The sequence below is a fragment of the Labrys miyagiensis genome (assembly GCF_030160835.1).
GTDB lineage: Bacteria > Pseudomonadota > Alphaproteobacteria > Rhizobiales > Labraceae > Labrys > Labrys miyagiensis.
In genome coordinates, this window is the sequence record NZ_BSPC01000076.1 from 25,993 (window position 1) to 48,488 (window position 22,496).

Consider the following 22,496-nt stretch of genomic DNA (forward strand, 5'->3'; position numbering starts at 1 on the left):
GGCATGAAGAGCGCGACGACCGGGTCACATCCTCGTCACGGCGTTGGTTTCTTACTGCATCATCAGCCTCGGGCTGAGCTCCCAAGAAGCACGACTTGTGTCCGGCTCTGAGAGACCTCGGACATCTTCTTGAGCGTCAGCGTCAGGTAGGCAAAAGCGGCGTCAGTCGTGCTCGCGCTCGCGCTCGCGCTCGCGCTCGCGGCACGCGATATCAGCCCAGGATGCCGTTCAACTACTATTAAATTGAGATTTGTATAAGTAATTTTTGCAATATTTCATCTAATTCTTAGTAATACCTTCAGATAGCCGATGATATATTTGTGTATAATGAAATATTTTTAGAAATATTTCACTATACGCCAGTACCGGATGCAGGGGTTAGACCATGGCGATCTCGTACAATCCGATGCCTGTTGCGGCGACGACATTCTCTTCCAATACAACCACTGGCGGCAGCGTGCCCGCATCTTTCGATGCGTTTCTCTACCAGCCGACAAGCGACTCCTTCCTCGCGCCGATGAAATTGACGATCGCGATTCGGATGAAACTGCGACAATCCAAGTCCGTGCCGTTCATTCTCGACGCCGACGACAAGCTGTTTTGGACCTTGCCCTGGCCCGCCGTCGATTGGGGGCGGTTCGTCGCCGCCGCTCAGGCCCAAGCAAATATGTGGAACGGCCAATTCTGGCTCGTCTCACCGCCCAGCTTCTCCGAGTACAATAAGAAGGTCATCTCGATGCCAAAGGAATGGCGTCCCAATGTGGTTTGCGAACTCTCCGTTGATTTCGCTCCAAGCGGTGACGCCCACAGGACTATCGATGTGGCCTATCTCAACCTCGCCATGCTCACTGGCCAGTCCTTGGACAGCCTGACATTCCGGTCGCACTCCCTGCTCTATGATTCATTGGACACCATTCCACATGTCGACCCTGTCCCCCAGCCAGGCGAGCCGCAAACACATCACACAATCGCTCATGAGATCGGTCATACGATCGGTCTCGATCATATCGGGGTGATGCGACGGTTACCGCTCTGCGAGTTTGCGATTGCCTCCGCAAACGCGGGGATGGACGTATACTGGAAGATAAAAGGCGGCACGAATTCACACTTCTGCTACGGCTCCGAACAGGGCATCAACAACTCCGGCAACATCATGGGAGCGGGCGATGATTTCTCGGTTGAAAACGCAACGCCTTGGCTATGGGCGATGGGGATGCTGCGGCCCGCGGGCGAGATAATGGGCTGGCGTGCCGTGACGAGCGATCCTGGCGCGGGAACCTGGACTTGAAGCGGGCCGCACACGGCCAAATCCTGCCCCGTCAAACATGTCCGCATAAGGCGGTTGGCCGCCGCTTTTCGCCTCCATACACGAAGCAGGCGCGGACGTTCCTGCACCGGCAGCCCTGCTCCCGTTATCGCGCGCGAATTCGCCTCATTCATGCCCGGCGACGGTGAAATTCGCGGCCCTCTCCTCGATATGCTGCCAGAGCCGGTTGGCGATCGGGCCGTGCACCTGATCGCGTCGCCGCGCTGCCGTGAGCTCGATGCGGCCGCCCTTCAAATGCCGGCCGGCGATGGAGAGCAGGCGTCCATCGCGCAGTTCCCGCTCGATCAAGACGTCATGCAAGTGGCCCCAGGCCGCGCCCTGCATGATGATCTCCTTCTTCATCAGCTGGTCGCCCACCGTCCAGCTCGGCGCGCCTTCGATGATGTAGAAGTTCGGCCGGACGCTGTGGCGGGCCGTGTCTCGAATGACGCATTGGATGTAGCCGCGCATCTGGTCGGGGGTAATTTCCTCGGAGACGGGCATGCGCAGAAATCCGGGCGCCACCACCGGGATGAGCTTGACGGCACAAAGATCGATGAATTCGAGCCGCGGATCGGCCTTGTCGATATGGTGGATGATCAGGTCGGCCTCCCCGTCGAAGAGCCGCTCCCAGGGGCCGGCGATGGCCTCGACATGCAGGTGCAGCCGGGTTCCCGGATGACGGTCGAAAAAGGCGCGGAGCAAAGCGAGCACCTCGCGCACAGGGCTGAGATCGCCGATCACGACGCGCAGCTCGCTCTCCTCGCCCATGGCGAGTTGCCGGGCGTGATACTGCAAGCTGCGAAGCTCCTGCAGGAACACGCGCGTCTGGTCATGGAAGGAGCGGCCGGCCTCGGTCAGCGCCACGCGATAGCCGCTGCGGTCGAGCAAGGTCAGGCCAAGCTGCGCTTCCAGATTCTTCACAGCGGTGAAGACCGTCGGCTGCGTGCGCCCGAGTCTTTCGGCCGCGGATTGGAAGCCCCCCTCCACCACCACCGCGTCGAAGCACTGCAGCTGGTGTAAGGTGAGGCCCTCAATCATCGGTAAATCCTATTAAGATGATCGAAACTTCATTCTTTTTATCAAGTCTCCAATCGCTCATCAAGGGTGCGCCAACCAATCTGGAGATCAGTCATGCGCGCCATTGTCATCAAGCAATATGGCGGCCCGGACGTGCTGAGCATCGAGGAGCGCCCCGATCCCAAGCCGCAGCCAGGCCATGTGCTCATCGAGGTCAAGGCCTTCGGCGTGAACCACGCCGAGACCCATATGCGGGAAGGAAACTGGCCGGAGGCGACCGAGATCAGCGGCATCGAATGCGTCGGCCTGGTCAAGGCCGATCCGGATGGGCGTCTCGCTCCGGGCCAGAAAGTCGTCGCCTTCATGGGCGGCCTGGGGCGCAGCATCAATGGCAGCTACGCCGAGCTGACCAGCGTGCCCGCCGGCAACGTGCTGCCGGTGAAGACCGGGCTTGCCTGGGACACCCTGGCAGCGATCCCGGAATCCTACGCCACCGCCTGGGCTGCCCTCCATGGCAATCTGGACCTCAAGGCCGGCCAGACCCTTGTCATCCGCGGCGCCACCTCCGCGCTGGGTCAGGCGGCGCTGAATATCGCCGCCCATGCCGGCGCCCGCGTCATCGCCACGACCCGTAACCCGCAGCGCGCGGAGACACTCGAGGCGCTGGGCGCCAGGGAAGTGGTGCTGGAAGCGCCCGACCTGCCGCAGCGCGTGCGCGACCGGCACCCGCAAGGCGTCGATGCCGTGCTGGAGCTGGTCGGCAACAGCACGGTCGTCGGATCGCTTGCCATGATCCGCCGCCACGGCCGCCTTTGCCTCGCCGGTTTCCTCGGCGGCCTCGATCCGATCCCCATCTTCATGCCGGTCATGCAGTTGCCCAGCGGTGTGCATTTCAGCTTCTTCGGCAGCTTCATGTTCGGCGCGCCGGCGTTTCCGACGTCCGAGGTTCCCATGCAGGCCATCGTCGAGCGGGTTGAAGACGGCACCTACAAGGCCGAGCCGGCGCGGGTGTTCCGCTTCGAGGAGATCCGCGAGGCCCATCGCTTGATGGAGGCCGGCGCGGCGAACGGCAAGATCGTGGTGCGCTTGTAAGAGGGCCGATCAGGCTCGAGCATGCAGAGGGGAAGATCAGGCGCCGGCCACGATACTCCACTGCCGAGTTCCGCAGCGTCGCCGACGGGATTTGTCGCCTGAATTCCGGTCGTCGGCAGTTTTCATCGCCTCCTCCAGGCATGATCCCCTGTGTGAAAGTTGCGGCGGCAGCGTGGATACGCTGCCCCAGGCGTTGCTCGCTCCGCCGATCGCTTTAGGGGAACCAATCTCCCCCGAAGTCTGAGGCTCATCCTGCTCGATTGACTTTCGACGCTGGGGATTAACCCAAATGGTCAAAGAGTGGCTGACCCAGGGCCTCCCAACAGCATAACGGCTAAGCCGGAAGAGCAGAACTTCTTACGCCATAGAGCATGGCCTTTTAAACAAAAACAGAACTGCAAAGTCGATTAGATTTTATCCATAAATAACTCACTCGCTTTTACCCAACAGAAGAGCGCAGAGAGACAAAGTTATTGTATCACACATAGAGATTGATCATGAAAAAGAACGCGCAAGTCATTTGCCTTCTTGGCGGAACCATGCTGTCCGTCTCGTTGATGCTAGGTATTTCGGCACCGGCGAATGCCGCCGGATCCCGCGGAGGTTGCACGCTCCAGCAGTTCGGCGCCATATTCGGAGCGTTCGGCGGTAGGTCATGTGCAGCCGACGATCTGCAAGCAATCTACCCCCCACCGAACAGCGGTTCGCATGGCAACAACGGGGGCGGTTCGACCAAATCCACCTCTGTGTCCGGCAAGCCGGGCAACAAGGGCGGCGATCCAGGTTCTGGAAGCGGCAACCCGGGCAATGGCGGCGGCACTCCCGGGAATTGTGATCCGGGCTCCAAGGATGGGCGGCACCACGATCACAATGGCGACAAGGGTGGCGGCAAGGGCGGCGACAACAAGGGTGGCCGCGACGGCAAGGGCGGCCACGGCGATAAGGGTGGCGACAACAAGGGCGGCGACAACAAGGGCGGCCACGGCGACAAGGGTGGCGACGACAAGGGTAGCCACGGCGACAAGGGCGGCGACAACAAGGGTAGCCACGGCGACAAGGGCGGCGACAACAAAGGCGGCGACAACAAGGGCGGTCACGGCGACAAGGGTGGCGACAACAAGGGTAGCCACGGCGACAAGGGCGGCGACAACAAAGGCGGCGACAACAAGGGTGGTCACGGCGACAAGGGTGGCGACAACAAAGGCGGCGACAACAAGGGCGGTCACGGCGACAAGGGTGGCGACAACAAGGGTGGCAACCAGGGCGGCGGCGACAAGGGCGGCGGCGACAAGGGCGGCGGCGACAAGGGCGGCGGCGACAAGGGCGGCCACGACGACAAGGGTGGCAATCAGGGCGGCGACAACCAGGGCGGCGACAACAACGGCGGAAACAAGGGTGGCCATGGCGGCAAGTAAGCCAGCACAACAATGCTCAATGCGGAGGCGTCATTGCCTCCGCTTTTTTTTGAGGCGTGGTTCGAGGCCAGGGGAGCCGGCAGATCTTCTCAGGGCGATCGCCTGCTTCCCTAGAGCAAAATGCGTTCAGGCAGGGCCGAACCCAAAACTTAACTCATTGGTATCAAACGTATTTTGCGATTCTTGGTGATTCGATCTGAAAACAAAACGTTCTAGGCGAGGCATCCGCTATTCGGTCGCACCCATCTTGGCAGGCGGCTCATGCCGGCCTTCCTTTGCATGATCCGTTGCAGCCATCCACCAGGCGATGCCGCAGATGATCGCGAGGGTCACCACGACCGCGCTCCAGATCAACCGCGCGACCACCCTATCAGTGCCGCTTGAAATACTGGATCTCGCGCTCGTGTTTCTGGGCAGCCTCCTTCGAGTGGAACGTGCCGAGATTGCGCCTCTTGCCGGTCTTCGGATCCACCTTGCGCGAGTAGATGCGATACTCTCCTGATTTCAGCCTGCGGATCATCGCTCGAACTCCTTTTCATTCGAGACTTCAATGCGCAACCGCGGGGCCGGTTTCAGGACAGCGGATGCCTGTGGAGTTGGTTGGCCCCATATAACAAGATTGCGGGATATTTCCCTTTGAAATTGAGGGATATTTCCCTTATAATTGGCCGGTCTTCACTGAAACCCGGCCTCGACGCCACCACTTCCAGGACTTCCCATGAAATCCCTCCCCCAGCCCGTTGCCCGCATGGGCCGCTGGTTTCGCCTCTATGACGAGGCGCTCGATGACCCCAAGGTGCAGCTCTTGCAGCCCGCTGCCTTCAAGGGCTGGGTCAACCTCCTGTGCGTCGCCAGCAAGCATGATGGCGTGCTGCCGGATGATCTCGACGACCTCGCCTTCATGCTGCGACAGAAGGCGGAAGAAATCGCGGAGCTGCTCGCCGAGCTCACTGCGTGTGGTCTTCTCGACAGGCAGGGCGGACGCTTGTCGCCGCATGGCTGGGCGAAGCGTCAATTCAGGAGCGACGTTTCGACCGAGCGGGTGAAACGTCACCGTAACGCCCGGCGCAACGTTACTGCAACGGCCCCAGATACAGAGACAGAACCAGATACAGATACAGAACCAGAGGCAGAGACAGAAAAGAATAGGCCGGATGCTTCGCATCCTCGTATGCCTGCCTTGCCCCTGCCATTGCGGGACGAAGCCCGAAGTCTGGCTGCCTCTGGCCGGCGGGAAGGATCCCTTGCCCTACTTCACCGCGCCCTGCGTGATCCCGGCGATGAACTGGCGCGACAGCACGAGGTAGAGCAGCGTGATCGGCAGCGCCGCCAGCGACAGGCCGGTGAAGAGCACGCCCCAATTGGTGGTGAATTCGCCCATGAACACGGTCAGGCCCTGCGGCAGGGTCTTGTGGTCGTCGGAATTGATCAGGATCAGCGGGAAGAAGAAGTCGTTCCAGATCGGCACGGCGTTCTGGATCGCCACGATCACCAGAGCGGGCCGGGCGAGCGGCAGCATGATGGCGGTCATCACCTTCCATTCGCTGGCGCCGTCGATGCGGGCGCTTTCCTCCATTTCGCGCGGCAGCGAGCGCAGGAAGCCGGTCATGATGAAGATGGCGGAGGGGATGCCCATCGCCACATAGACCAGCACCAGGCCGGCATAGGTGTCGATGAGATGCAGCGTGTCGAGCTGGATGAAGAGCGGGATGATGGCAAGCTTCAGAGGCACCGTCATGCCGCTCAGGAAGAACATCAGCACGAGCGAACTGAAGCGGAACTCGTAGCGCGCGATGGCATAGGCGGCCATGGTGCTGAAGACCAGGATGAGCAGGACCGCCGCGCTGGTCACGCCGACGGAATTGGCGAGGTAGCGCACGAAATTGGTCTCGGCCAGCACCTTGTCGACATTGGCGAGCGAGAAGCTGGCCGGCAGCGCGAAGGGCGAGGTGAAGATCTCGGCATTGGTCTTGAAGGACGACAGCACCATGACCACCAGCGGGTAGACCATGATGAAGGCGTTGATCAGCAGAAGGATCTGGATGGCGCCGTTCTTGAGCGTGTCCGGCCGCCGTCCGGCCTGGGCCTGCGTCTCGGCGGTGGCGGAGATGCTCATCAGACCTCGATCTCGCGCCGCCGGAGGATGCGCAGCGCGACGGTGGTGACGCCGGCGATGAAGATGAACATCAGCACGGCGAGCGCACTGCCCTGCCCGAAATCCTGAATGCCGCTGGTCACGCTGCCGAAGGCCGTGCGGTAGAAATAGAGCCCGAGCACGTCGGTGGAGCCGCCGGGCGAACCGGTCAGCCCCGCCATGATGTAAGGCAGCTCGAACCAGTTGAAGCTGCCGATGAAGGTGAGGATGCACACGATGGTGACGCTGGGGGCGATCAGCGGCCAGATGATCTGGCGCAGCAGCACCCCGTCGCCGGCGCCGTCGAGGCGGGCGGCCTCGAGGATTTCCTTGCTGATGCGCTGCATGCCGGCCAGCAGCACCAGGGTGGGAAAGCCGACCCAGTGCCAGACATTGGCGAGGATGATGCTACCGAGCGCCGTGGATTCATCGCCAAGCCAGGCATGCGGGGGAACGCCCACCAGCGCCAGGGTCTGGTTGACCAGGCCGAACAGCGGATGCAGCAGCAATTTCCACAGGAAGCCGACGATGACGGCCGAAAGCACCACCGGCAGGAAGACGATGACCTGGTGGACGCGGTGGCCGGGCAGGGTCTTCAAGAGCGCGAAGGCGAGGAGGAAGGCGGTGCCGTTCTCGAACACCATCAGGGCGACGAAGACGATGACGTTGTGGAAGAAGGCGTTGTAGGTCCAGTCGCTGTAGGGGGACTCGAACAGCACCTGGCGGAAATTCTCAAGCCCGACGAAGCCGGCCGGCTTCAGCCCGTTGAAGCTGTAGAAGGAGAGGCGCAGGGCCGAGAGGAGCGGCCAGACGACGAACACCGTCATGGTGATCGTCGCCGGCGCGAGCAGGAAGATAATCCAGAGCGTCCGGCGCCGCGGCAGAAGGCTGGTCATGCGGCGCCCTCGCTCATCCCCTCACTTCCCCTGGAAGGGAGCATACCACTTCGCCAGGCCACTGGTGAGATCGGCGGCGAGTTGGTCCGGCGTCATGCTGCCGGCCATCATCTTGGTGATGTCGCCCTGCAGGAGTTCCGATCCCGTCGGCTTCTGGAAGCGGAAATAGACGACGTTGATGTGGGGCATCGCCGTCTGGTTCAGCATCGCCACTTCCGAGAGCAAGGGATCCTTCACCTCGACGCCCTTGATCGGCGAGATATTGCCGAGCAGCGAGACCAGCTTGTCGCCGAAGGCCTTGGTGCCCATGTAGTCGACGAGCTTCAGCGCTGCCTCCTTGTTGGGCGAGGCGGCGTTGACGGCATAGCCGCCGTCATAGAATTTGGTGACCTCGGGCGTATCGCCGGCCTTGGCCGAGGGCGGGGCGATGAAGTCCATGTTGATCGCCGGGTTCTCGCCGCGATAGGTGGCGATGTCGAAGCTGCCGCCGGCCAGCATGGCGGCGCGTCCGGTGAGGAAGAGCTGCCCGGCGGTATCGTAATCGACGCCCTCATAGCCCTGGGGCATGTAGTTGCGCAGCTCCAGCAGCTTGCCGAGCGCCGCGACATAGCGCGGATCCTTGAAGGTGGTCTTGCCGGCGACAAGGTCCTTGACGAAATCCTGGCTGAGGAAGGGGTTGGTGAACACCGCCACGAACATCTCGTTGAACCAGCTGGTGCCGAGACCGTTGGCAAGCGGAGTGATGCCCTTCTCCTTCAGCGCCTTGCTGACGGCGATGAACTCGTCCCAGGTCTTGGGCGGGGTCAGGCCCGCCTTGGCGAAGACGTCCTTGTTGATGAACAGGCCCAGCGTCTGCGAGGCGAAGGGCAGCGAATAGAGCTTGCCGTCGACGCGATAGCTGGTGGCGGCGAGCGCATCCGCCGGCATGTTGGCGATGGACGGCACGCTCGACGGATCGAGCTGCACGAAATAGCCGGATTTGATGAACTGCTCCAGCCAGCCATAGGCATGGGTGTGGATCACATCGCCGCCATGGCCGGCCGCCAGAGCCGTCGAGACGATGGTCGGATAGTTCTCATCCGGAAAGGACTCGAACTTCACCGTGATGTCCGGATTCAGCTTGGTGAAATCCGCGAACATCTCGTTATAGGCGGCCTTGTCCTCCTGGCGCCAGGTCCAGAACGAAATCTCGGTGGCAAGGGCAGCCGACGCCGCCAGGCCCCAGGCCGCAACAGCAGCCAGAAGGGTTCTCCCGATATGCTTTGTAACCATTCCCCATCTCCCGTTGCACGCTTCGCGCTGTTCTAGGAGCCCGACCAGAAATCGCAGAAGAGTCGAGAAAGGCGCCGCTTCTGTCATGCCCGGGCTTGTCCCGGGCATCCAGACGCAACGCTTGCCAGCCTCTGTGCCGTGGATTGCCGGGACAAGCCCGGCAATGACAAAAAGCTGAGGTTCCCGCGATTTTTCGGTCAGGCTCTATGTTCGCCAGCAAATCATAGTTCTTGCTCCGTGGCTAGATAGTTTGTTAACTTGCCTAACTAAATTAACGAGGTGACCCCGACGGGCCCTCCAGCGGCTGGAATGGCGTGAAGGCATGAGCACAGAGATCATCGCGGGCATCGACATCGGCGGCACCAAGACCAGTGTGCTCATCCATAGCGCCGGGCGATCCATCGTTGACACCACCCTGCCGACCGACGCGTGGCGCGTGCGCGAGGTCGAGGCAGATGCGCGCTCCCTCGCCGGCCTGGTAACGCGGCTCTGCGCCGAGAAGGACGTGCCGGCGGCCGCTCTGGGCGCCACCGCCGTGGGTGCCCATGGCTGCGATACGGACGAGCAGTGCCGCGAATATCAGCAGGCGCTCGGCCAGCACCTGCCAGGCGTGGTCAGGGTGTTCAACGATTCCGAGCTGATGGCGCCCGCGGCTGGCTATGTCGGCGGCATCGGCGTCGTCGCCGGCACCGGCTCAATCGCCGTGGCGCGCACGGCCAAGGGCGAGATGCTGGTCGCCGGTGGCTGGGGCTGGATTCTCGGCGACGAAGGCAGCGCCCCGGCCCTGGTGCGCGAGGCCGCCAAGGCGGTCCGCGGCGCGCTCGACAACGGCCATCGCGACGATGGGCTGATCGATGCCCTGATGGCCGAGATCGGTACCGACGACCCCACCATGCTCGGCCGCCTCCTCAACGACACGCGTAGCGCCGTGATCTGGGGCCGCTACGCCAATGCCGTGTTCCGCGCCGCCGATGGCGGCTCACCCCTTGCCGTGATGGTCATCGCCGAGGGTGGCAAGGCGCTGGCGGCGCTGGTGGGCATCCTGATCCGGCGCGGGGCCGATGCCTCGAACGTGGTCGCCGGCGGCGGCGTCATCGTCGAGCAGCCCCGCCTGATGGACGCCTTCAAGCGCGGCATGGCCGAGATCTCGCCCACCAGCAATGTCGTGCTGCTACGCGCCCCGCCCGTCACCGGCGCCCTGGTGCTGGCCGAGCGCGCCTTGCACTAGCTCCGGCCCTTCATACTCAAACGGATGTTTCAGCCATGACAAAAGATGCCATGATGCGGCGGATCGGTTATCGCGAGGCGGTGGCCCGCCAGCCCGAGGCCCTGGAGACGACACGGGCTGCGGTCAGTGAGACGCTCAGGACGCTCGACCTCTCCACCTTCGAGGGCAAGGCCATCGGCCTTGCCGGCATTGGCGCCAGCTATCAGGCGGCGCTGGCCGGCGCGAGTTTCCTGCGCGCTCGCGGCCGCCGCGCCTTCGCTTTCTGCTCGACCGATCTCTACGAGGCCGTCGATGCCGCCGACGCCTTCGTCGCGCTCTCGGCCTCCGGGCAGAGCAAGGAGATCGCCGAGGTCATGCAGGCGCGCAGCCACCTGCCGCGCCTCGCCATCTGCCGCGGCACCGACAACCCGCTGGCCGCCATCACCGGCGCGGTGATCGGCACGCAGTCGGGCGACGACAACGGCGCCAGCTCCACCGGCTATACCAGCATGCTGCTCGCCATCGGCCAGCTGGCGGACCGCTTGGTCGGGGAGGCGCTCGACGCCCAGTGGGCCGACCTGCCTGGCACCATCGCGAAAGTGTTGGCGAGTTCGGGTGACCCGGCCAAGCAAGCCGCCGATCTCCTTGCCAGTCGCTCTTCCATCGATCTCGTGGGCGCCGGCGCCGGCTTTGCCACCGCGGGCGAAGGCGCGATGCTGATCCGCGAGGCCGTGCGCATCCCTGCCGCCGGCTGGGACACGCTCAACTACCTGCACGGGCCGATGGAATCGCAGGACGGGCGCACCGGCCTGATCGCCTTCGGCAATGGCCGCGAGGCGCAGATCGCCGTCGACGTCGCCGCCTTCGGCTGCCCTTCGGTATTGATCACCAACCGCACCGATATCGCCGCCACCGACAGGCTCGCGGTGATATCAGTGCCATCCGGCGGCAATGAGATCAGCGACGCCATCGTGCATATCGTAGCGGCGCAGCTAATCGTCGGCGAAATGCAGGACGCCGCAGGCCTCGCCGACATCACCTTCCGCTACCGCCAGACGGACACCAAGCTGAAGCCCTGGTCGCCGACGGAGGTGTAGGGGGCGGCAGGGCGAGACGAGGCGGCTGAGGATAAAGCGCGCCTTCGAAGTCCCCTCGCCCCGTTCTAAACCGCCTCATCTCGCTCGGCCGCCCGCAACGACGGTAGCACCACCAGCGACCTGTTCGTCTCGCCCAGGATCAGCCCGAGCGCGTACTCGGCGGCCAGCCGCGTGGCGCCGAGCGCCGTCGCGCCGGGGCCGAGGGCGCTAACGGCGATGTCGGCGGCCCAGGTGAGTTCCCTGGCCACCCGCTGCACCTCCTTGAGCACCAGCGGGTTCTGTCCGACGCCACCGCCGAGCACGATCAGGCCGGGATCGACCATGCCGATACAGGCGGCCACCAGACGGCCGATATCGGCGGCATGGCGCGCCACCCATTTCTGGGCACGGGGCAGCCCCTCCTCCGCCCAGGCAAAGAGTTCCTTGGCCGAGACGGGCGGCGGCCCCTCCTCTTCCGGCCAGTCCTCCGTGCAGCGGCGGATCAGCGCGTTTGAGCCGAGATAATGTTCGAGGCCCTCGCGCGTTGGGATCTCGGAGGAGGTCCAGGGAAAAGGCAGGCGCCCGATCTCGCCGGCAGCGCCGTTGAAGCCGCGGAACAGCCTGCCATTGATGACGATGCCGAGGCCAATGCGCACGCCGACCTGGAGATAGGCGAAGACATCATGGCTTTTCCCCGCACCGTAATGCAATTCGCCAAGAGCGGCGCAATTGACGTTGTTCTCGAGGATGACGGGCACCTCCAGCCAGTTCCTGAGCTGCTGCAGGATCGCCTCGGGACTGCGGCGCTTGTTCTGGCCGAGATGATGCTGCGAGACGATGCGCGGCACGGCGACGGCCACCGTGCGCGGGGAGCCATGCTTGTCGCCGACAGCCAGCATGGCCGCCCGCGCCACGGATGCGATGACCTCGCCCACGCCCTCGATCGAGCCGCGCTGGCGGCGCGGGATCTGCTCCTCGATGGTGGCGAGCGGCAGGTCGTCCAGCGTATGCGCCACCGCCCTGACCTGCGCCTCACCGACATCGATTCCGACGGCATAGCCCGCCGCCGGCCCCAGCCCATAGATCACAGCCGTTCGCCCCAGGGCGCCCTTGTGCGAGCCGAAGGAAGCCACCAGCCCCATCGCGCTCAGCTCCGACACAGCCGCCGACATGGTGGGCTTGGACAGATCCAGTATGGCCCCCAGCTGCGGCCGGGTGATCGGCCCCCGCGTCGCCAGCAGGCGCAGCACGGCGCGGGAACTTTCGGTCAGGGTGGGAGGGCTCGGGATGTCCATGGTCGGAGTTTTAGAGCATGAGGCTGAAAAGACGATGCTGTTTTCTATGGGAATGGATGGGTCGTGGACTGCGAATATCTCCACGGCCCGCCTTGGGCCAGTATCCGATCAGAATGACGCGCGACGTCATTCCGGCTGTAGCAAAGCGAAACGCCGGAATCCATGAACACCAACCTCAAAGGACAGTGTTCATGGATTCCGGGTCTCCCTTCGGTCGCCCGGAATGACGATGCGCGTTGTTCTGATCGGATGTTGTCCAGCTGTCACCTACCCCCGCCGATGCGCGCCCACCTTCACCCTGCCCGGCAGGAAGCGCCGCTCCAGCACGGGCACCGCAAGCTGCGGGTCGCAACGGCCGCACATGAAGATGTCGAGGGCGATGTAGCCGGTCTCGGGCCAGGTGTGGATGCTGATGTGGGATTCGGCGAGGAGCGCCACGCCGGTGATGCCGCCGCCTTCGCCGAAGTGGTGCAGGTTCACCGTGAGAACGGTAGCGGCGCAGGCGGTGGCGGCTTCGCGCAGGGCTGCCTCGATTTCGGCCGGGTCCTCCGGCACGCGGCAATCCCAGAAATCGATGAGGAGATGCAGGCCGGGGGCGTAGGGCGCCGATACGGTCATGGCCGCCCCGGATTCCGCAGGAAGAGGATGCGCTTCCAATTGGTGTCCCTGGTCTGCATGCGCCAGATGAAGGCGTCGAGGATGTAATGGGTGGCCTGCGGCATGGCGAGCAGGGGCGCCAGCCAGATCAGATTGTCCGAGGTGCTCCAGGCGGGCAGGCCCTGGAAGGCGCCGAACAGGCCGGCATGCTCGCGCCAGACGAAGCCGTCCCACAGCCCCTCCTCCAGGAAGGCCAGCAGGAAAAGCGCGCCGATATAGAAGGGCACCGCCTGCCAGCTGAACAGGCGGGCGATCCAGGGCGCCAGAAAGGAATTGCGCGTCAGGCCCTGCAATTGCGCCTGGTTGCGGCCATAGCCCCAGATCAGCGCGATATAGGGAATGCCGTGGGCGATGACATTGGTGGCGGTGAAGACCAGGTCGTTGTCGAACAGGATGATGCCGATGAACCAGGACGCGGCCGTACCCGCCAGCAGGAGATTGTGCGGCAGGTTGAAGCCATGGCCGCCGCGCCAGAGCCAGATCTCCTTGGCGGCATAGGCGAGGAGGATGGCGGCATAGGCGGCGCCGGCGAGGCGGCTCAGCAGCGGCAGGTCGAGCTGCAGGAAATCGCCGTCGACGAACCAGTTGAACTGCCGGGCGTGGCAATGCCACCAGACCAGCGGATAGAGCGTGGCGCCATAGATGGCTGCTTTGTCGAGGCGGCGGCAGAAGGCCGGCAGGCTGCGCTCGCGCCGGCCATAGATCATCATGAACCCATATTGCTGCCGCACGAAATGGAAGACGGCGGCATAGGCGAGCACGCGCCAGAACACCAGGGCGCCGCACCAATAGAGCATTGAGCCGCCAAGCCAGGCGAGGAGCGGCGTCAGCGTATAGAGCAACGGCCGGGCGCCGAGCTCGGCGCGGTCGAGATAGGTGCGGAACAGCGTCGAATAGACGTGGCTGACATCGACGCCCACCACCAGCACCAGCCAGAGCCCGGCGGGGATCTCAGCCGGCGCCCGGCCGAGCAGCGGCCAGGCCAGCGCCGCGAGCGTGACGAGAAGCGCCGGCGCCAAGATGAAGCCGAGATCGAAGCGGGCCGAGAAGATCCAGGGCTGGGTGGGAGGCATGGGGTTAGCGGGGAAAGAGTGAGGAGTAAGGCGCTACGCGAGCCTCCCCCACGAAGCTGGGGGAGGTGGCACGACGAAGTCGTGACGGAGGGGGTGTGGCCCGACGGGCTCGACCTGAACGAGAAAACTTGAGTCTCTTCCAATGAATGCTCTGAGCCATCTCCGGTATCGCTGAACTAGTGGACCACACCCCCTCCGAGCCGGCTTCGCCGGCCCACCTCCCCCAGCTTCGTGGGGGAGGCTCACGCCGCGCTCTATTCTCGAGCCCCCTCATCATCTCCCCCCTCACAGCACCGTCTCAAACCCATGCCCAGCATAAGCCATGGCGTTCTCCGCCGCACGCACGCCATGCGTATAGGCCTCCTCGAAGATCGAGATGCCGCTCATGTCGGAATGGGCGGTGAAGAGCGGCGGCTTCTGTGCCAGGCTCCTTCGGCGCTGCTCGCCCCAGATGAAGCCGGGCTCGGGGCGGATCATGGCGTGGCCCCAGACCCAGACGTCGCAGCGCTCGACATGGCCGTCAAGCTCGGGATGCACGGCCAGCAGCTCCTTCAGGAAGATCGCCTGCCAATCCTCCAGCCGCCGGGCCAGCGCCCCGCGGCGGGCATCCTCGGGCGGCAAATGGCTGATCGGCCAGTAATAGGTCAGCACGGTGGCGAGCGGGCGCATCTGCGTGGCCTGGTGGGTCGCCACCACATAGCCGAGCAGGGAACTGTCGAAGATCACATTGTCCCAGCTGAGCTCGGCGCCGAGGCCCGCCGGCATGGCGCTCAGCGTGATGTTGGCCACCACCCAGGGCGCGTAGCTGAAGCCGGTCGCGAGCGCGGGATCGCCCGTGAGGCGCGCCGTGACGAAATGCGGCGTCGCCAGGATCGCGGCCTTCGCCTGCAGGCGGTAGACCTTGTCGGCGGCGGCATCCCAGACATCGAGGACGACACCGTCATCCCGGGTCTCGACATGGAAGGCGAGCTGGCGGATGCGCACCTTGTCGCCCAGCGCGGCTGCCAGGCGATGGGCGAGATAGCCATTGCCCTCGGGCCAGGTCACCAGGCCCTGGTCGTCGGCATCGGCGGCGCGGCCATTGCGCGCGGCGAAATAATGGATGCCGGCCCAGGCCGAGACATGCTGCGCCTCCGTGCCATAATCGTCGCGGCAGCCATAATTGATGTACCAGGCGAGGTTGGGCGAGCGGTAGCCCTCGCGCTGCAGCCACTGCGTCATGGTGATGGCGTCGAGCGCCGTGAGGTCGGCGTCCTGCGAGGAGAGGTCGATCGGGATCGCGAAGGCGCGCTTGCCGTCGCTGCCGATGCGCTGGCGGAAGGCGGCCATGGCGGCGAAGAAGCGTCTATACTCGGCCTCCTCGTCAGGCGTGACGCCGATGGCGGGCACCAGGCCCTCCTGCCAGCGGCCATAGCGGTAGAGCCGCTCCTGCGGGTCGGCGCAGAGGGCGTATTCGTCATAGACGGGCGCGCCATTGGCGCCATAGCCGGTGATGATGTTGAGATCCTCGAACAGCGCGCGCACGGCCCTGGCCTCCTGCGTCAGCAGCGGCACGTAATGGGCGCCCCAGGGATAGGCAGAGACGGCATTGCGCCCGCTCGCGGCATTGCCGCCGGGCGCGGCCTCGAGATCGAGCAGCAGGAAATCGTCGAAGCCGGCCTTGGCGAGACGATAACCGGCGCCGAGCCCGGCCATGCCGCCGCCGACGATGACGAGGCCGGCGGAACGGGTTTCGCTGGGGGGCGGGAAGCCGCCGGAGCGCAGGCGGTGGCCGATGGCGGAGGAGGCGCCGACGAGGGTGCCGGGGACGGCGGGCGGGGTGGCGGCGGCGGGGCCGGCGAACTTCTCGACGCCGAGGAGGCCGGCACCGGCGAGACCGGCCGCGCCGAGGGCGAGGAACTGCTTGCGGGTGATGCGGGTCATGAGGAAGGCCCACGCGAAGAAGAGGCGCAAAGACTTCGGTTGGGCGAGATGAGGCGTCATGGAATGGAGCGCGCCGTCGAAGTCCCCTCGCCCCGTTTACGGGGAGAGGATAGAGGTGAGGGGCTGCGCAACATCGGCAGTATTATTTTTCTTAGCTTGCCCAATAACTTACAATAGATCAAACGTGGCTCTCCGGATCGGAGGGCCTTAGAGAACCTTAATCCCAAAACTCTGCGCAGCCCCTCACCTCTATCCTCTCCCCGCAAGGGCGGGGCGAGGGGGCGCCACCGGCGCGCTCTATCCTCATGCGGCTCATCTCGCCCAGCGGAAGCTCTCGCTCTCCCCTGTTCAATAAATAAGGTAATCGCCCCACTCCTCATCGAAATAGCGCACGAGCGGCTGGTCATCGAGGCGCTGGATGGCGGTCGGGATGTGCGACATGTCGGGCGGGAACTGGAACATCGCCCTCATGGTCGGCAGGTCCAGGAAGCGCAGGCCTTCCGGCAGCCTGTCCGGCGGATGATAGGGCGAGAGCGAGCCGATGATGAAGCCCCACTCGCCGAAGGAAGGCACGAAGAGGTGGTAGGCCGCCGTCTGATAGCCCGCCGCTTCCAGCGTGTTGTCGACGCACCAGAAGGATTTGCGCGCCACCAGCGGCGAGGTGCTCTGGATCACCACGATGCTGTCGTCCTTCACCGCCGATTTCAGGAGGCGATAGAAGGTGAGCGAATAGAGCTTGCCGATCGAGAAATTGGAGGGGTCCGGCAGGTCGATGATCACCGCATCGTAGCGCTCGTCCGCCGGCTTCTGCTCGCGTAGCCAGAGGAAGGCGTCGGCATTGATGAGGGTGAGCTTGGGCGAATGCAGCGAATCCTGGTTGAGGCTGGTGAGGAGCTCGTTGGAGGAGAACAGCCTGGTCATGGCCGGGTCGAGATCGACCATGGTGACATGCTCAACCGCCGGATATTTCAGCACCTCGCGCAGCGCCAACCCGTCGCCGCCGCCAATGATCAGCACCTTGCGGGGGTCCCTCAGGGCGCTCAGCACCGGGTGCACCAGAGCCTCGTGGTAGCGGTATTCGTCGAGCGAGGAGAATTGCAGATTGGAGTTGAGGAAGAGGCGGATGTCCTTCTGCTGGCGGGTGACGACAATGCGCTGATAGGGCGTCGATTCCGCGAAGATGACGGAGCCGGGATAGATACTGGCCTCGGAGATCGACTGGATGCGCTCGGACCAGACGAAGCCGGCGGCAAGCCCCGCCAGCACCAGGAAGGCCACCAGCTTGTGGGCGCCGCGCCGGGGGATGTCGCTTTTTATTGCATAGAGCACCCAGATCGCCACCAGCGTGTTGAGGATGCCGAACAGGAAGGCCGAGCGGATCAGGCCAAGATAAGGCACCAGCACCAGCGGGAAAAGCAGCGAGGCGAACAGCGCGCCGACATAGTCGAAGGTGAAGACCTTGGAGACGAGGTCCTTGAAGACGAGCCGGCCTTCGAGGATGCGCAGCAGCAGCGGGATCTCGATGCCGACCAGGATGCCGATCACCCCGACCAGGAAATAGAGCCAGACGCGGAAGGAGGCGACATGGTCGAACAGCACGAAGAGCAGCGCCGCCGAACTGCCGCCGACGGCCCCGACCAGCAGCTCGACGCGCACGAAAGTGCCGAGCAGGTTGCGCTCGATATAGCGCGACAGCCAGGATCCCACGCCCATGGCGAAGAGATAGCTGCCGATGATGGTGGAGAACTGCGTGACGGAATCGCCGAGGAGATAGCTCGCGAGGGTTCCCGCGATCAGCTCATAGACCAGCCCGCAGGTGGCGATCACGAAGGCTGAGAAGAGGAGGAGGATTTCCAAAGGAGAGTCCTGGGGGAGTGAGGCGCGACGCGAGCCTCCCCCACGAAGCTGGGGGAGGTGGCATTGCGAAGCAATGACGGAGGGGGTGTGGTCCGCTAGCTCGGCATTACAGAGAAAAACTCAGACAATTCATTTGAAGAGGCCGAGACCTCTACTTTTAGGTTGAGCTCGTCGGACCACACCCCCTCCGACCTCACTCCGTTCGTCCCAGTGACAACTTCGCACGCGAAGTTGTCACGGATACCCCCAGCTTCGTGGGGGAGGCTCACGTTGCGCCTTCCTCACCCATGGATCGCCGATGCAATGATCACCGCGATCCCCAGCGCTACCAGGCCCAGGAAGATGGCCATCGCCAGGTTCTGCTTCTCGACCAGTTCCGCCCACACATGCACCTTGGGCGTCAGCAGGTCCAGGAGCGCGAAGGCGATGATGAAGACGGCGATGCCGATGCCCGAATAAAGCAGCGAGGCGACGACATATTTCCATTCGATCAGGCTGGTTGTATCCATCGAAGCCCCCCTATTTATGATAAGCGTTGACGCCGCGCGTGGCGGTCTGCTTGCCGTTGAACATCGAGGCGACGGCGTAGCCGTTGTAATTGGCCGCCGACATGCCCAGCACGACGAGCGCCGCGTAGATCATCTGCAGTCTGCTCATGAGTCCCCCTTCTCGAATTCTTCGGCAAGGCCGCCTTTTTCCCAGCGCGACTTTTCGAACATCATGCGCCTCGCCACGCTGAAGATCGGTAGGATGGCCAGCAGCACGACAGCGATGAGGTAGTTGGACCACACCGGCACGCCGCGCTTCACCGCGATGGACACCGTCTGCGTCGGCAGTACGGGCGGAGGCGGCGGCGGATCGGGCGGCGCGTTCAGCCAGTCCTGCGTGTTCATGTTCGCCCCACCCTTCAAAAGGCGCTGCATGCTGGGCGACAGGCCTATCGAGGGCGCAACGGCGGGTTTGGAGAACACGCCGGCATCGGGCTCGATGAGGAGCTTGTAGGTGCCTGCCGGCACGGGCGGCAGCAGCACGGAATTCTCGTTGCTGCCCTCGCTCCAGAAGCCGTCCTCGTCATAGCCGGAATAACGCTCCAGCGCCTGGGAGACGGGATAGGACTGGTTGGTTTCGGTGTTGACCAGGGTCATGTCGAGCTCGAGCCAGTCATTGTCGAGCGCGGCATTGCTGTCGATCTCGACATTACCGCCGGACTTCAGCGCGAAGGTATCGGAGGACAGCGTCTTGCCCTTGTCGGCGGCCGACAGGGTGTAGGTCTGCTGGTTCACCCGCTGGCCGGGCGCCATCGCCAGCGAGACGAACTGCAGCACGGTCGCCGCGGCGACGGCAATCAGGCCCACCCTCAGCGAGGTCTTGTGCGGGTTGACCTGGCTGACGCCTGCCGACCAGGAAGACGGCCGCGACAGCGGCACCTTGAAGGCGGCGGCAACTGAGCCGGCATCGAGATATTCGCCCTCGGAGACGATGATCTCCTCTCCATTGCTCTCCACCATCAGGCGGTAGGGTGGCGCGATATAGTCGGTGGCGGTGGTGACGTCGGCGGTCGAGGCGCGCCAGTAGAACTCGCCGGCGACATAGGTGGTGAGCGCCGTGCCCTTGCCGAAGAACCGGTAGGAGCGCCCGTTCGCCGTCACCCGGCCCTGTCGACCGGCGCCGGGCACGTCCTGGTTCAGCATCTTCACAAGGGTCCAATGATCCTGTTCCTCGGCCAGGAAACGGTAGCCGTAATAGGGGTTGAACAGGAGATATTCGGTCCAGCGGTAATCGCCCGAGCGGTCGGAGCGGCGCATATAGCCGATCACCTCCCACTCGATGTCCTTGAGCTTGCCGCGCGTGCCGATCGGGATGGCGCCCTGGCGCAGGGCCGAGTTCGCCTCCTCGATGATGCGCAGATTCTCATCCGCCACGTCGATCAGCGAGGAGCACTGGCTGCAGGTGGCCGAGATCGACTGGCCGACGGCACGCAGGGTCACAGGGCCGCCGCAACTGGGGCAGGCGAAAGTGCGCGGCTTGCCGGGAGGGCGGGCGGGCGGCGTCTGGGGCGAGGGCTGCTCGTCCATCACCATCCCTCCAGCGGCCGCAGGTTGGAGAAGCGGAAGCTGTCCCACTCGACATAGCGGCCGAGATAGGCGCGCGCCTCATGGGCATCATGCTCGATGGTCGCAAAGCCGCCGTCGGGGCCGACGCAATCGATGGCGATCGTCCGCCTGCCCTTCGGGGCGGCGAAGGGGAGCTCGCCTTCGCTGCCGAGGCAGGTCGCCTGCTTGATGTCGACGGCCCGCAGGGATTGGCCGTTGAGCACGACGGGGAAGCCGGGCGCTACCTCCTCTGCGCTCTCCCGGTTTCCGACCAGTTGGGGCAGGCAGCGCTCCAGGGACGCCATGACGTCCCGCGGCAAGGGCTCCTCCAGTTCGAAGCTCACCGAGAACGAGCCCTGCGCCTCGCCGATCCAGCCGCGGCGGCCGTCCGACAGCAGCATATGCCATTCGTTCCACAACCCGTCGCGCCAGCCGATCTTGAGGCGGCCGATGATGGTGAAGTCCAACCCCTCATAAACGCCGCCGGTGCCCAGTTGCAGCGGGCTCATGTCGTCTGGCAGTGCCGCCATCTTGCCGATGGCCTTCACGTCGACATCGGTGCGCACCACCATGGACTGGCAATAGACGCAGACGGCATAGACCGACTGCGCCGACTGGAACACCACATCGGCTCCGCAGGAGGGGCAGGCGAATTTCGGCATGGGGATCGGGGACCGGGTGGGAACTGGTGCGCCGGTCTTCAGACCGGCATCTTCAAAGCGAGCAGGGCCGGTCTGAAGACCGGCACACCATTACTTGATACGCGCCAGCAACTCGGCCTTCTTGGCATCGAATTCCTGCTGGGTCAGGATCCCCTTGGCCAGCAACCCGCCGAGCTTTTCGAGCAGCGCGATCGGATCCTCCGCCGGCTGGGCCGGCGTGGATGAGGCGGAGGCCGAAGACGAGGCCGCGGAGGAGGCGCTGAGGCCCTGCGCCATCGCCTGGCCGATCGCCATGCCGGCGCCGAGCCCCGCGCCCGCCCCGGCAAGCCCGCCGGGATTTTCCGCCGCGATCGGGATCGACTGCGCCGTCTGGAACTGGGTGTAGCGATTGAGGTCGCCCAGCATGTTCATCGAGGAGACCTTGTCGAGCACCTGCTGCAATTCGTCGGGCAGCGACAGGCTCTGCACATAGAAGGTCTTGAGGTCGATGCCGTAATCCCGGAGCGCCGGCCGGATCGCCTCCGTCAACTTCTGGGAGAACGTCTCCTGATTGGCGGCCATGTCGATGAAGGCGATGTTACTCTGGCCGAGATAGGTGGCGATCGCGGTGAGGATGGCGCCGCGCAGCTGGCCCTCGATCATCTCCGTGGTGCAGCGCTCGGCCGTGCCGACCAGGCGCGACCAGAACGGGCCGACATCGCCGATGGCATAGGAATAATTGCCGAAGGCGCGGATGCGGATCGGCCCGTATTCCTTGTCGCGGATGGTCAGGGGCTGGGTGGTGCCCCATTTGCGGTCGATCTGGTCGTGGGTGTCGAAGAAATAGACGTCGGACTTGAAGGGCGATTCGAAGAATTTGTCCCAGTTCTGCAGATAGGTGAGGACCGGCAGGGTCTGCGTGTTCAGCGTATAGGTGCCAGGCCCGAAGACGTCGGCGATCTTGCCCTCGTTGAAGAAGGCCGCCTTCTGCGTCTCGCGCACCACCAGCTGCCCGCCGTTCTGGATTTCCTTGTCCTGCATCGGGAAACGGTAGGCGATGAGGCCCGGCTCCTCCGCTGTCCACTGGATGATGTCGATAAATTGCTTGGAAATGAAATTCATGAGGCTCATGCCCGTGCTCTCCATCGCATCGCTGCTGCAGTCGTCAACCTATAGTAGCTAACACACGGAGCAATGGCCAAACATGACGACGGGAACAGAATGGGGGCGAATCGGAGTGTCGATCACTGATCGACATCTTCCTCTTCTATAGCCGCGCCGTTTCCAAAATGGCGATCAGTGATCGCCACTCCGGTCCCGCACCTCGTCATGGAAAGTAAGGGGCGCCGGAAACGCGGCCGATGCCTGGGACCGCAGGCGTCTCGCCTGCTCTTAGAACCGCCGCGCTCGCCGGAGAGGAAGAAGCAGGCGAGGACGCCTGCGGTCCCAGGGGGTCCCGCGCCCTTTTCCTGCGAGGTCGGAGGTTCAAGAGACACCCTGTGTCAACCTCCCTGGTGATCTGAGGTTGGCATGAGCGTG

General features: G+C 64.0%; 21 protein-coding genes. 5 read left to right on the plus strand and 16 right to left on the minus strand.

Translation table 11 applies throughout. The features are described from left to right. The first annotated feature begins 385 nt into the window (after positions 1–385). The gene (locus tag QQL24_RS32775; protein ID WP_284316521.1) at positions 386–1,288 is read left to right on the plus strand and encodes a zinc metalloprotease; all 903 of its coding nucleotides are present in this window, start codon (positions 386–388) and stop codon (positions 1,286–1,288) included. Between the two features lie 144 nt (positions 1,289–1,432). Here the strand turns inward: QQL24_RS32775 and QQL24_RS32780 are convergent, their stop codons facing one another. Continuing rightward, positions 1,433–2,344: a LysR family transcriptional regulator gene (locus tag QQL24_RS32780; RefSeq protein ID WP_284316543.1), complete on the minus strand. Its 912-nt coding sequence runs from the start codon at positions 2,342–2,344 to the stop codon at positions 1,433–1,435. Positions 2,345–2,440: 96 nt separating this feature from the next. Here QQL24_RS32780 and QQL24_RS32785 point away from each other — a divergent pair, with 96 nt between their 5' ends. Continuing rightward, entirely contained in the window at positions 2,441–3,418 is a 978-nt protein-coding gene (locus QQL24_RS32785; RefSeq protein WP_284316522.1) for a zinc-binding dehydrogenase, read from the plus strand. A gap of 746 nt (positions 3,419–4,164) precedes the next feature. Beyond that, complete coding sequence (locus tag QQL24_RS32790) at positions 4,165–4,833, plus strand: hypothetical protein (protein WP_284316523.1); 669 nt, start codon at positions 4,165–4,167, stop codon at positions 4,831–4,833. A gap of 370 nt (positions 4,834–5,203) precedes the next feature. Here QQL24_RS32790 and QQL24_RS32795 read toward each other — a convergent pair whose 3' ends face one another. The 5 genes from QQL24_RS32795 to QQL24_RS32815 all read right to left on the minus strand — a co-directional run bounded on the left by QQL24_RS32795 (position 5,204) and on the right by QQL24_RS32815 (position 9,135). After that, positions 5,204–5,353: a hypothetical protein gene (locus QQL24_RS32795; protein ID WP_284316524.1), complete on the minus strand. Its 150-nt coding sequence runs from the start codon at positions 5,351–5,353 to the stop codon at positions 5,204–5,206. Positions 5,354–5,491: 138 nt separating this feature from the next. Next, positions 5,492–5,887: a hypothetical protein gene (locus tag QQL24_RS32800; protein ID WP_284316525.1), complete on the minus strand. Its 396-nt coding sequence runs from the start codon at positions 5,885–5,887 to the stop codon at positions 5,492–5,494. Between the two features lie 195 nt (positions 5,888–6,082). Further along, positions 6,083–6,949, minus strand: coding sequence for a carbohydrate ABC transporter permease (locus QQL24_RS32805; protein ID WP_284316526.1), 867 nt, complete (start codon positions 6,947–6,949; stop codon positions 6,083–6,085). Next, complete coding sequence (locus QQL24_RS32810) at positions 6,949–7,863, minus strand: carbohydrate ABC transporter permease (RefSeq protein ID WP_284316527.1); 915 nt, start codon at positions 7,861–7,863, stop codon at positions 6,949–6,951. The genes QQL24_RS32805 and QQL24_RS32810 overlap by 1 nt, the downstream gene beginning before the upstream one ends. A 21-nt stretch (positions 7,864–7,884) precedes the next feature. Continuing rightward, complete coding sequence (locus tag QQL24_RS32815) at positions 7,885–9,135, minus strand: sugar ABC transporter substrate-binding protein (protein ID WP_284316528.1); 1,251 nt, start codon at positions 9,133–9,135, stop codon at positions 7,885–7,887. Positions 9,136–9,457: 322 nt separating this feature from the next. Here QQL24_RS32815 and QQL24_RS32820 point away from each other — a divergent pair, with 322 nt between their 5' ends. Beyond that, on the plus strand, positions 9,458–10,363 hold the full coding sequence (locus QQL24_RS32820; RefSeq protein WP_284316529.1) for a BadF/BadG/BcrA/BcrD ATPase family protein: 906 nt from the start codon (positions 9,458–9,460) through the stop codon (positions 10,361–10,363). Positions 10,364–10,398: 35 nt separating this feature from the next. Next, positions 10,399–11,439: an SIS domain-containing protein gene (locus tag QQL24_RS32825; protein ID WP_284316530.1), complete on the plus strand. Its 1,041-nt coding sequence runs from the start codon at positions 10,399–10,401 to the stop codon at positions 11,437–11,439. A 65-nt stretch (positions 11,440–11,504) separates the two neighbouring features. Here QQL24_RS32825 and QQL24_RS32830 read toward each other — a convergent pair whose 3' ends face one another. From QQL24_RS32830 to QQL24_RS32875, 10 genes are all read right to left on the minus strand, one after another. After that, on the minus strand, positions 11,505–12,713 hold the full coding sequence (locus QQL24_RS32830) for an ROK family transcriptional regulator (RefSeq protein ID WP_284316531.1): 1,209 nt from the start codon (positions 12,711–12,713) through the stop codon (positions 11,505–11,507). 267 nt (positions 12,714–12,980) lie between these two features. Next, complete coding sequence (speD, locus tag QQL24_RS32835; RefSeq protein WP_284316532.1) at positions 12,981–13,331, minus strand: adenosylmethionine decarboxylase; 351 nt, start codon at positions 13,329–13,331, stop codon at positions 12,981–12,983. Further along, on the minus strand, positions 13,328–14,443 hold the full coding sequence (locus QQL24_RS32840) for a hypothetical protein (protein ID WP_284316533.1): 1,116 nt from the start codon (positions 14,441–14,443) through the stop codon (positions 13,328–13,330). The genes speD and QQL24_RS32840 overlap by 4 nt, the downstream gene beginning before the upstream one ends. 285 nt (positions 14,444–14,728) lie before the next feature. Further along, complete coding sequence (locus tag QQL24_RS32845) at positions 14,729–16,366, minus strand: FAD-dependent oxidoreductase (RefSeq protein ID WP_284316534.1); 1,638 nt, start codon at positions 16,364–16,366, stop codon at positions 14,729–14,731. Between the two features lie 348 nt (positions 16,367–16,714). After that, a complete protein-coding gene (locus QQL24_RS32850; RefSeq protein ID WP_284316535.1) occupies positions 16,715–18,223 on the minus strand; it encodes a polyamine aminopropyltransferase in 1,509 nt (502 codons plus the stop codon). Between the two features lie 281 nt (positions 18,224–18,504). Beyond that, positions 18,505–18,732, minus strand: coding sequence for a DUF350 domain-containing protein (locus tag QQL24_RS32855; protein WP_284316536.1), 228 nt, complete (start codon positions 18,730–18,732; stop codon positions 18,505–18,507). A 10-nt stretch (positions 18,733–18,742) separates the two neighbouring features. Further along, positions 18,743–18,880: a hypothetical protein gene (locus QQL24_RS32860; protein WP_284316537.1), complete on the minus strand. Its 138-nt coding sequence runs from the start codon at positions 18,878–18,880 to the stop codon at positions 18,743–18,745. Then, positions 18,877–20,298 (minus strand): DUF4178 domain-containing protein, encoded by a 1,422-nt coding sequence (locus tag QQL24_RS32865; RefSeq protein ID WP_284316538.1) that lies wholly within the window; start codon positions 20,296–20,298, stop codon positions 18,877–18,879. The genes QQL24_RS32860 and QQL24_RS32865 overlap by 4 nt, the downstream gene beginning before the upstream one ends. Then, positions 20,298–20,978 carry a DUF4178 domain-containing protein gene (locus QQL24_RS32870; protein ID WP_284316539.1) on the minus strand — a complete coding sequence of 227 codons (681 nt, stop codon included), beginning with the start codon at positions 20,976–20,978 and terminating at the stop codon, positions 20,298–20,300. The genes QQL24_RS32865 and QQL24_RS32870 overlap by 1 nt, the downstream gene beginning before the upstream one ends. 90 nt (positions 20,979–21,068) lie before the next feature. After that, complete coding sequence (locus QQL24_RS32875) at positions 21,069–22,088, minus strand: SPFH domain-containing protein (RefSeq protein WP_284316540.1); 1,020 nt, start codon at positions 22,086–22,088, stop codon at positions 21,069–21,071. Between the last annotated feature and the right edge of the window lie 408 nt (positions 22,089–22,496).

Coding starts and splice junctions, on each gene's coding strand:
- QQL24_RS32775 (WP_284316521.1), top strand. CDS start 386: ATGGCGATCTCGTACAATCCGATGCCTGTTGCGGCGACGACATTCTCT.
- QQL24_RS32785 (WP_284316522.1), top strand. CDS start 2,441: ATGCGCGCCATTGTCATCAAGCAATATGGCGGCCCGGACGTGCTGAGC.
- QQL24_RS32795 (WP_284316524.1), bottom strand. CDS start 5,353: ATGATCCGCAGGCTGAAATCAGGAGAGTATCGCATCTACTCGCGCAAG.
- QQL24_RS32805 (WP_284316526.1), bottom strand. CDS start 6,949: ATGAGCATCTCCGCCACCGCCGAGACGCAGGCCCAGGCCGGACGGCGG.
- QQL24_RS32810 (WP_284316527.1), bottom strand. CDS start 7,863: ATGACCAGCCTTCTGCCGCGGCGCCGGACGCTCTGGATTATCTTCCTG.
- QQL24_RS32815 (WP_284316528.1), bottom strand. CDS start 9,135: ATGGTTACAAAGCATATCGGGAGAACCCTTCTGGCTGCTGTTGCGGCC.
- QQL24_RS32820 (WP_284316529.1), top strand. CDS start 9,458: ATGAGCACAGAGATCATCGCGGGCATCGACATCGGCGGCACCAAGACC.
- QQL24_RS32825 (WP_284316530.1), top strand. CDS start 10,399: ATGACAAAAGATGCCATGATGCGGCGGATCGGTTATCGCGAGGCGGTG.
- QQL24_RS32830 (WP_284316531.1), bottom strand. CDS start 12,713: ATGGACATCCCGAGCCCTCCCACCCTGACCGAAAGTTCCCGCGCCGTG.
- speD (WP_284316532.1), bottom strand. CDS start 13,331: ATGACCGTATCGGCGCCCTACGCCCCCGGCCTGCATCTCCTCATCGAT.
- QQL24_RS32840 (WP_284316533.1), bottom strand. CDS start 14,443: ATGCCTCCCACCCAGCCCTGGATCTTCTCGGCCCGCTTCGATCTCGGC.
- QQL24_RS32845 (WP_284316534.1), bottom strand. CDS start 16,366: ATGACCCGCATCACCCGCAAGCAGTTCCTCGCCCTCGGCGCGGCCGGT.
- QQL24_RS32855 (WP_284316536.1), bottom strand. CDS start 18,732: ATGGATACAACCAGCCTGATCGAATGGAAATATGTCGTCGCCTCGCTG.
- QQL24_RS32860 (WP_284316537.1), bottom strand. CDS start 18,880: ATGAGCAGACTGCAGATGATCTACGCGGCGCTCGTCGTGCTGGGCATG.
- QQL24_RS32865 (WP_284316538.1), bottom strand. CDS start 20,298: ATGGACGAGCAGCCCTCGCCCCAGACGCCGCCCGCCCGCCCTCCCGGC.
- QQL24_RS32870 (WP_284316539.1), bottom strand. CDS start 20,978: ATGCCGAAATTCGCCTGCCCCTCCTGCGGAGCCGATGTGGTGTTCCAG.
- QQL24_RS32875 (WP_284316540.1), bottom strand. CDS start 22,088: ATGAGCCTCATGAATTTCATTTCCAAGCAATTTATCGACATCATCCAG.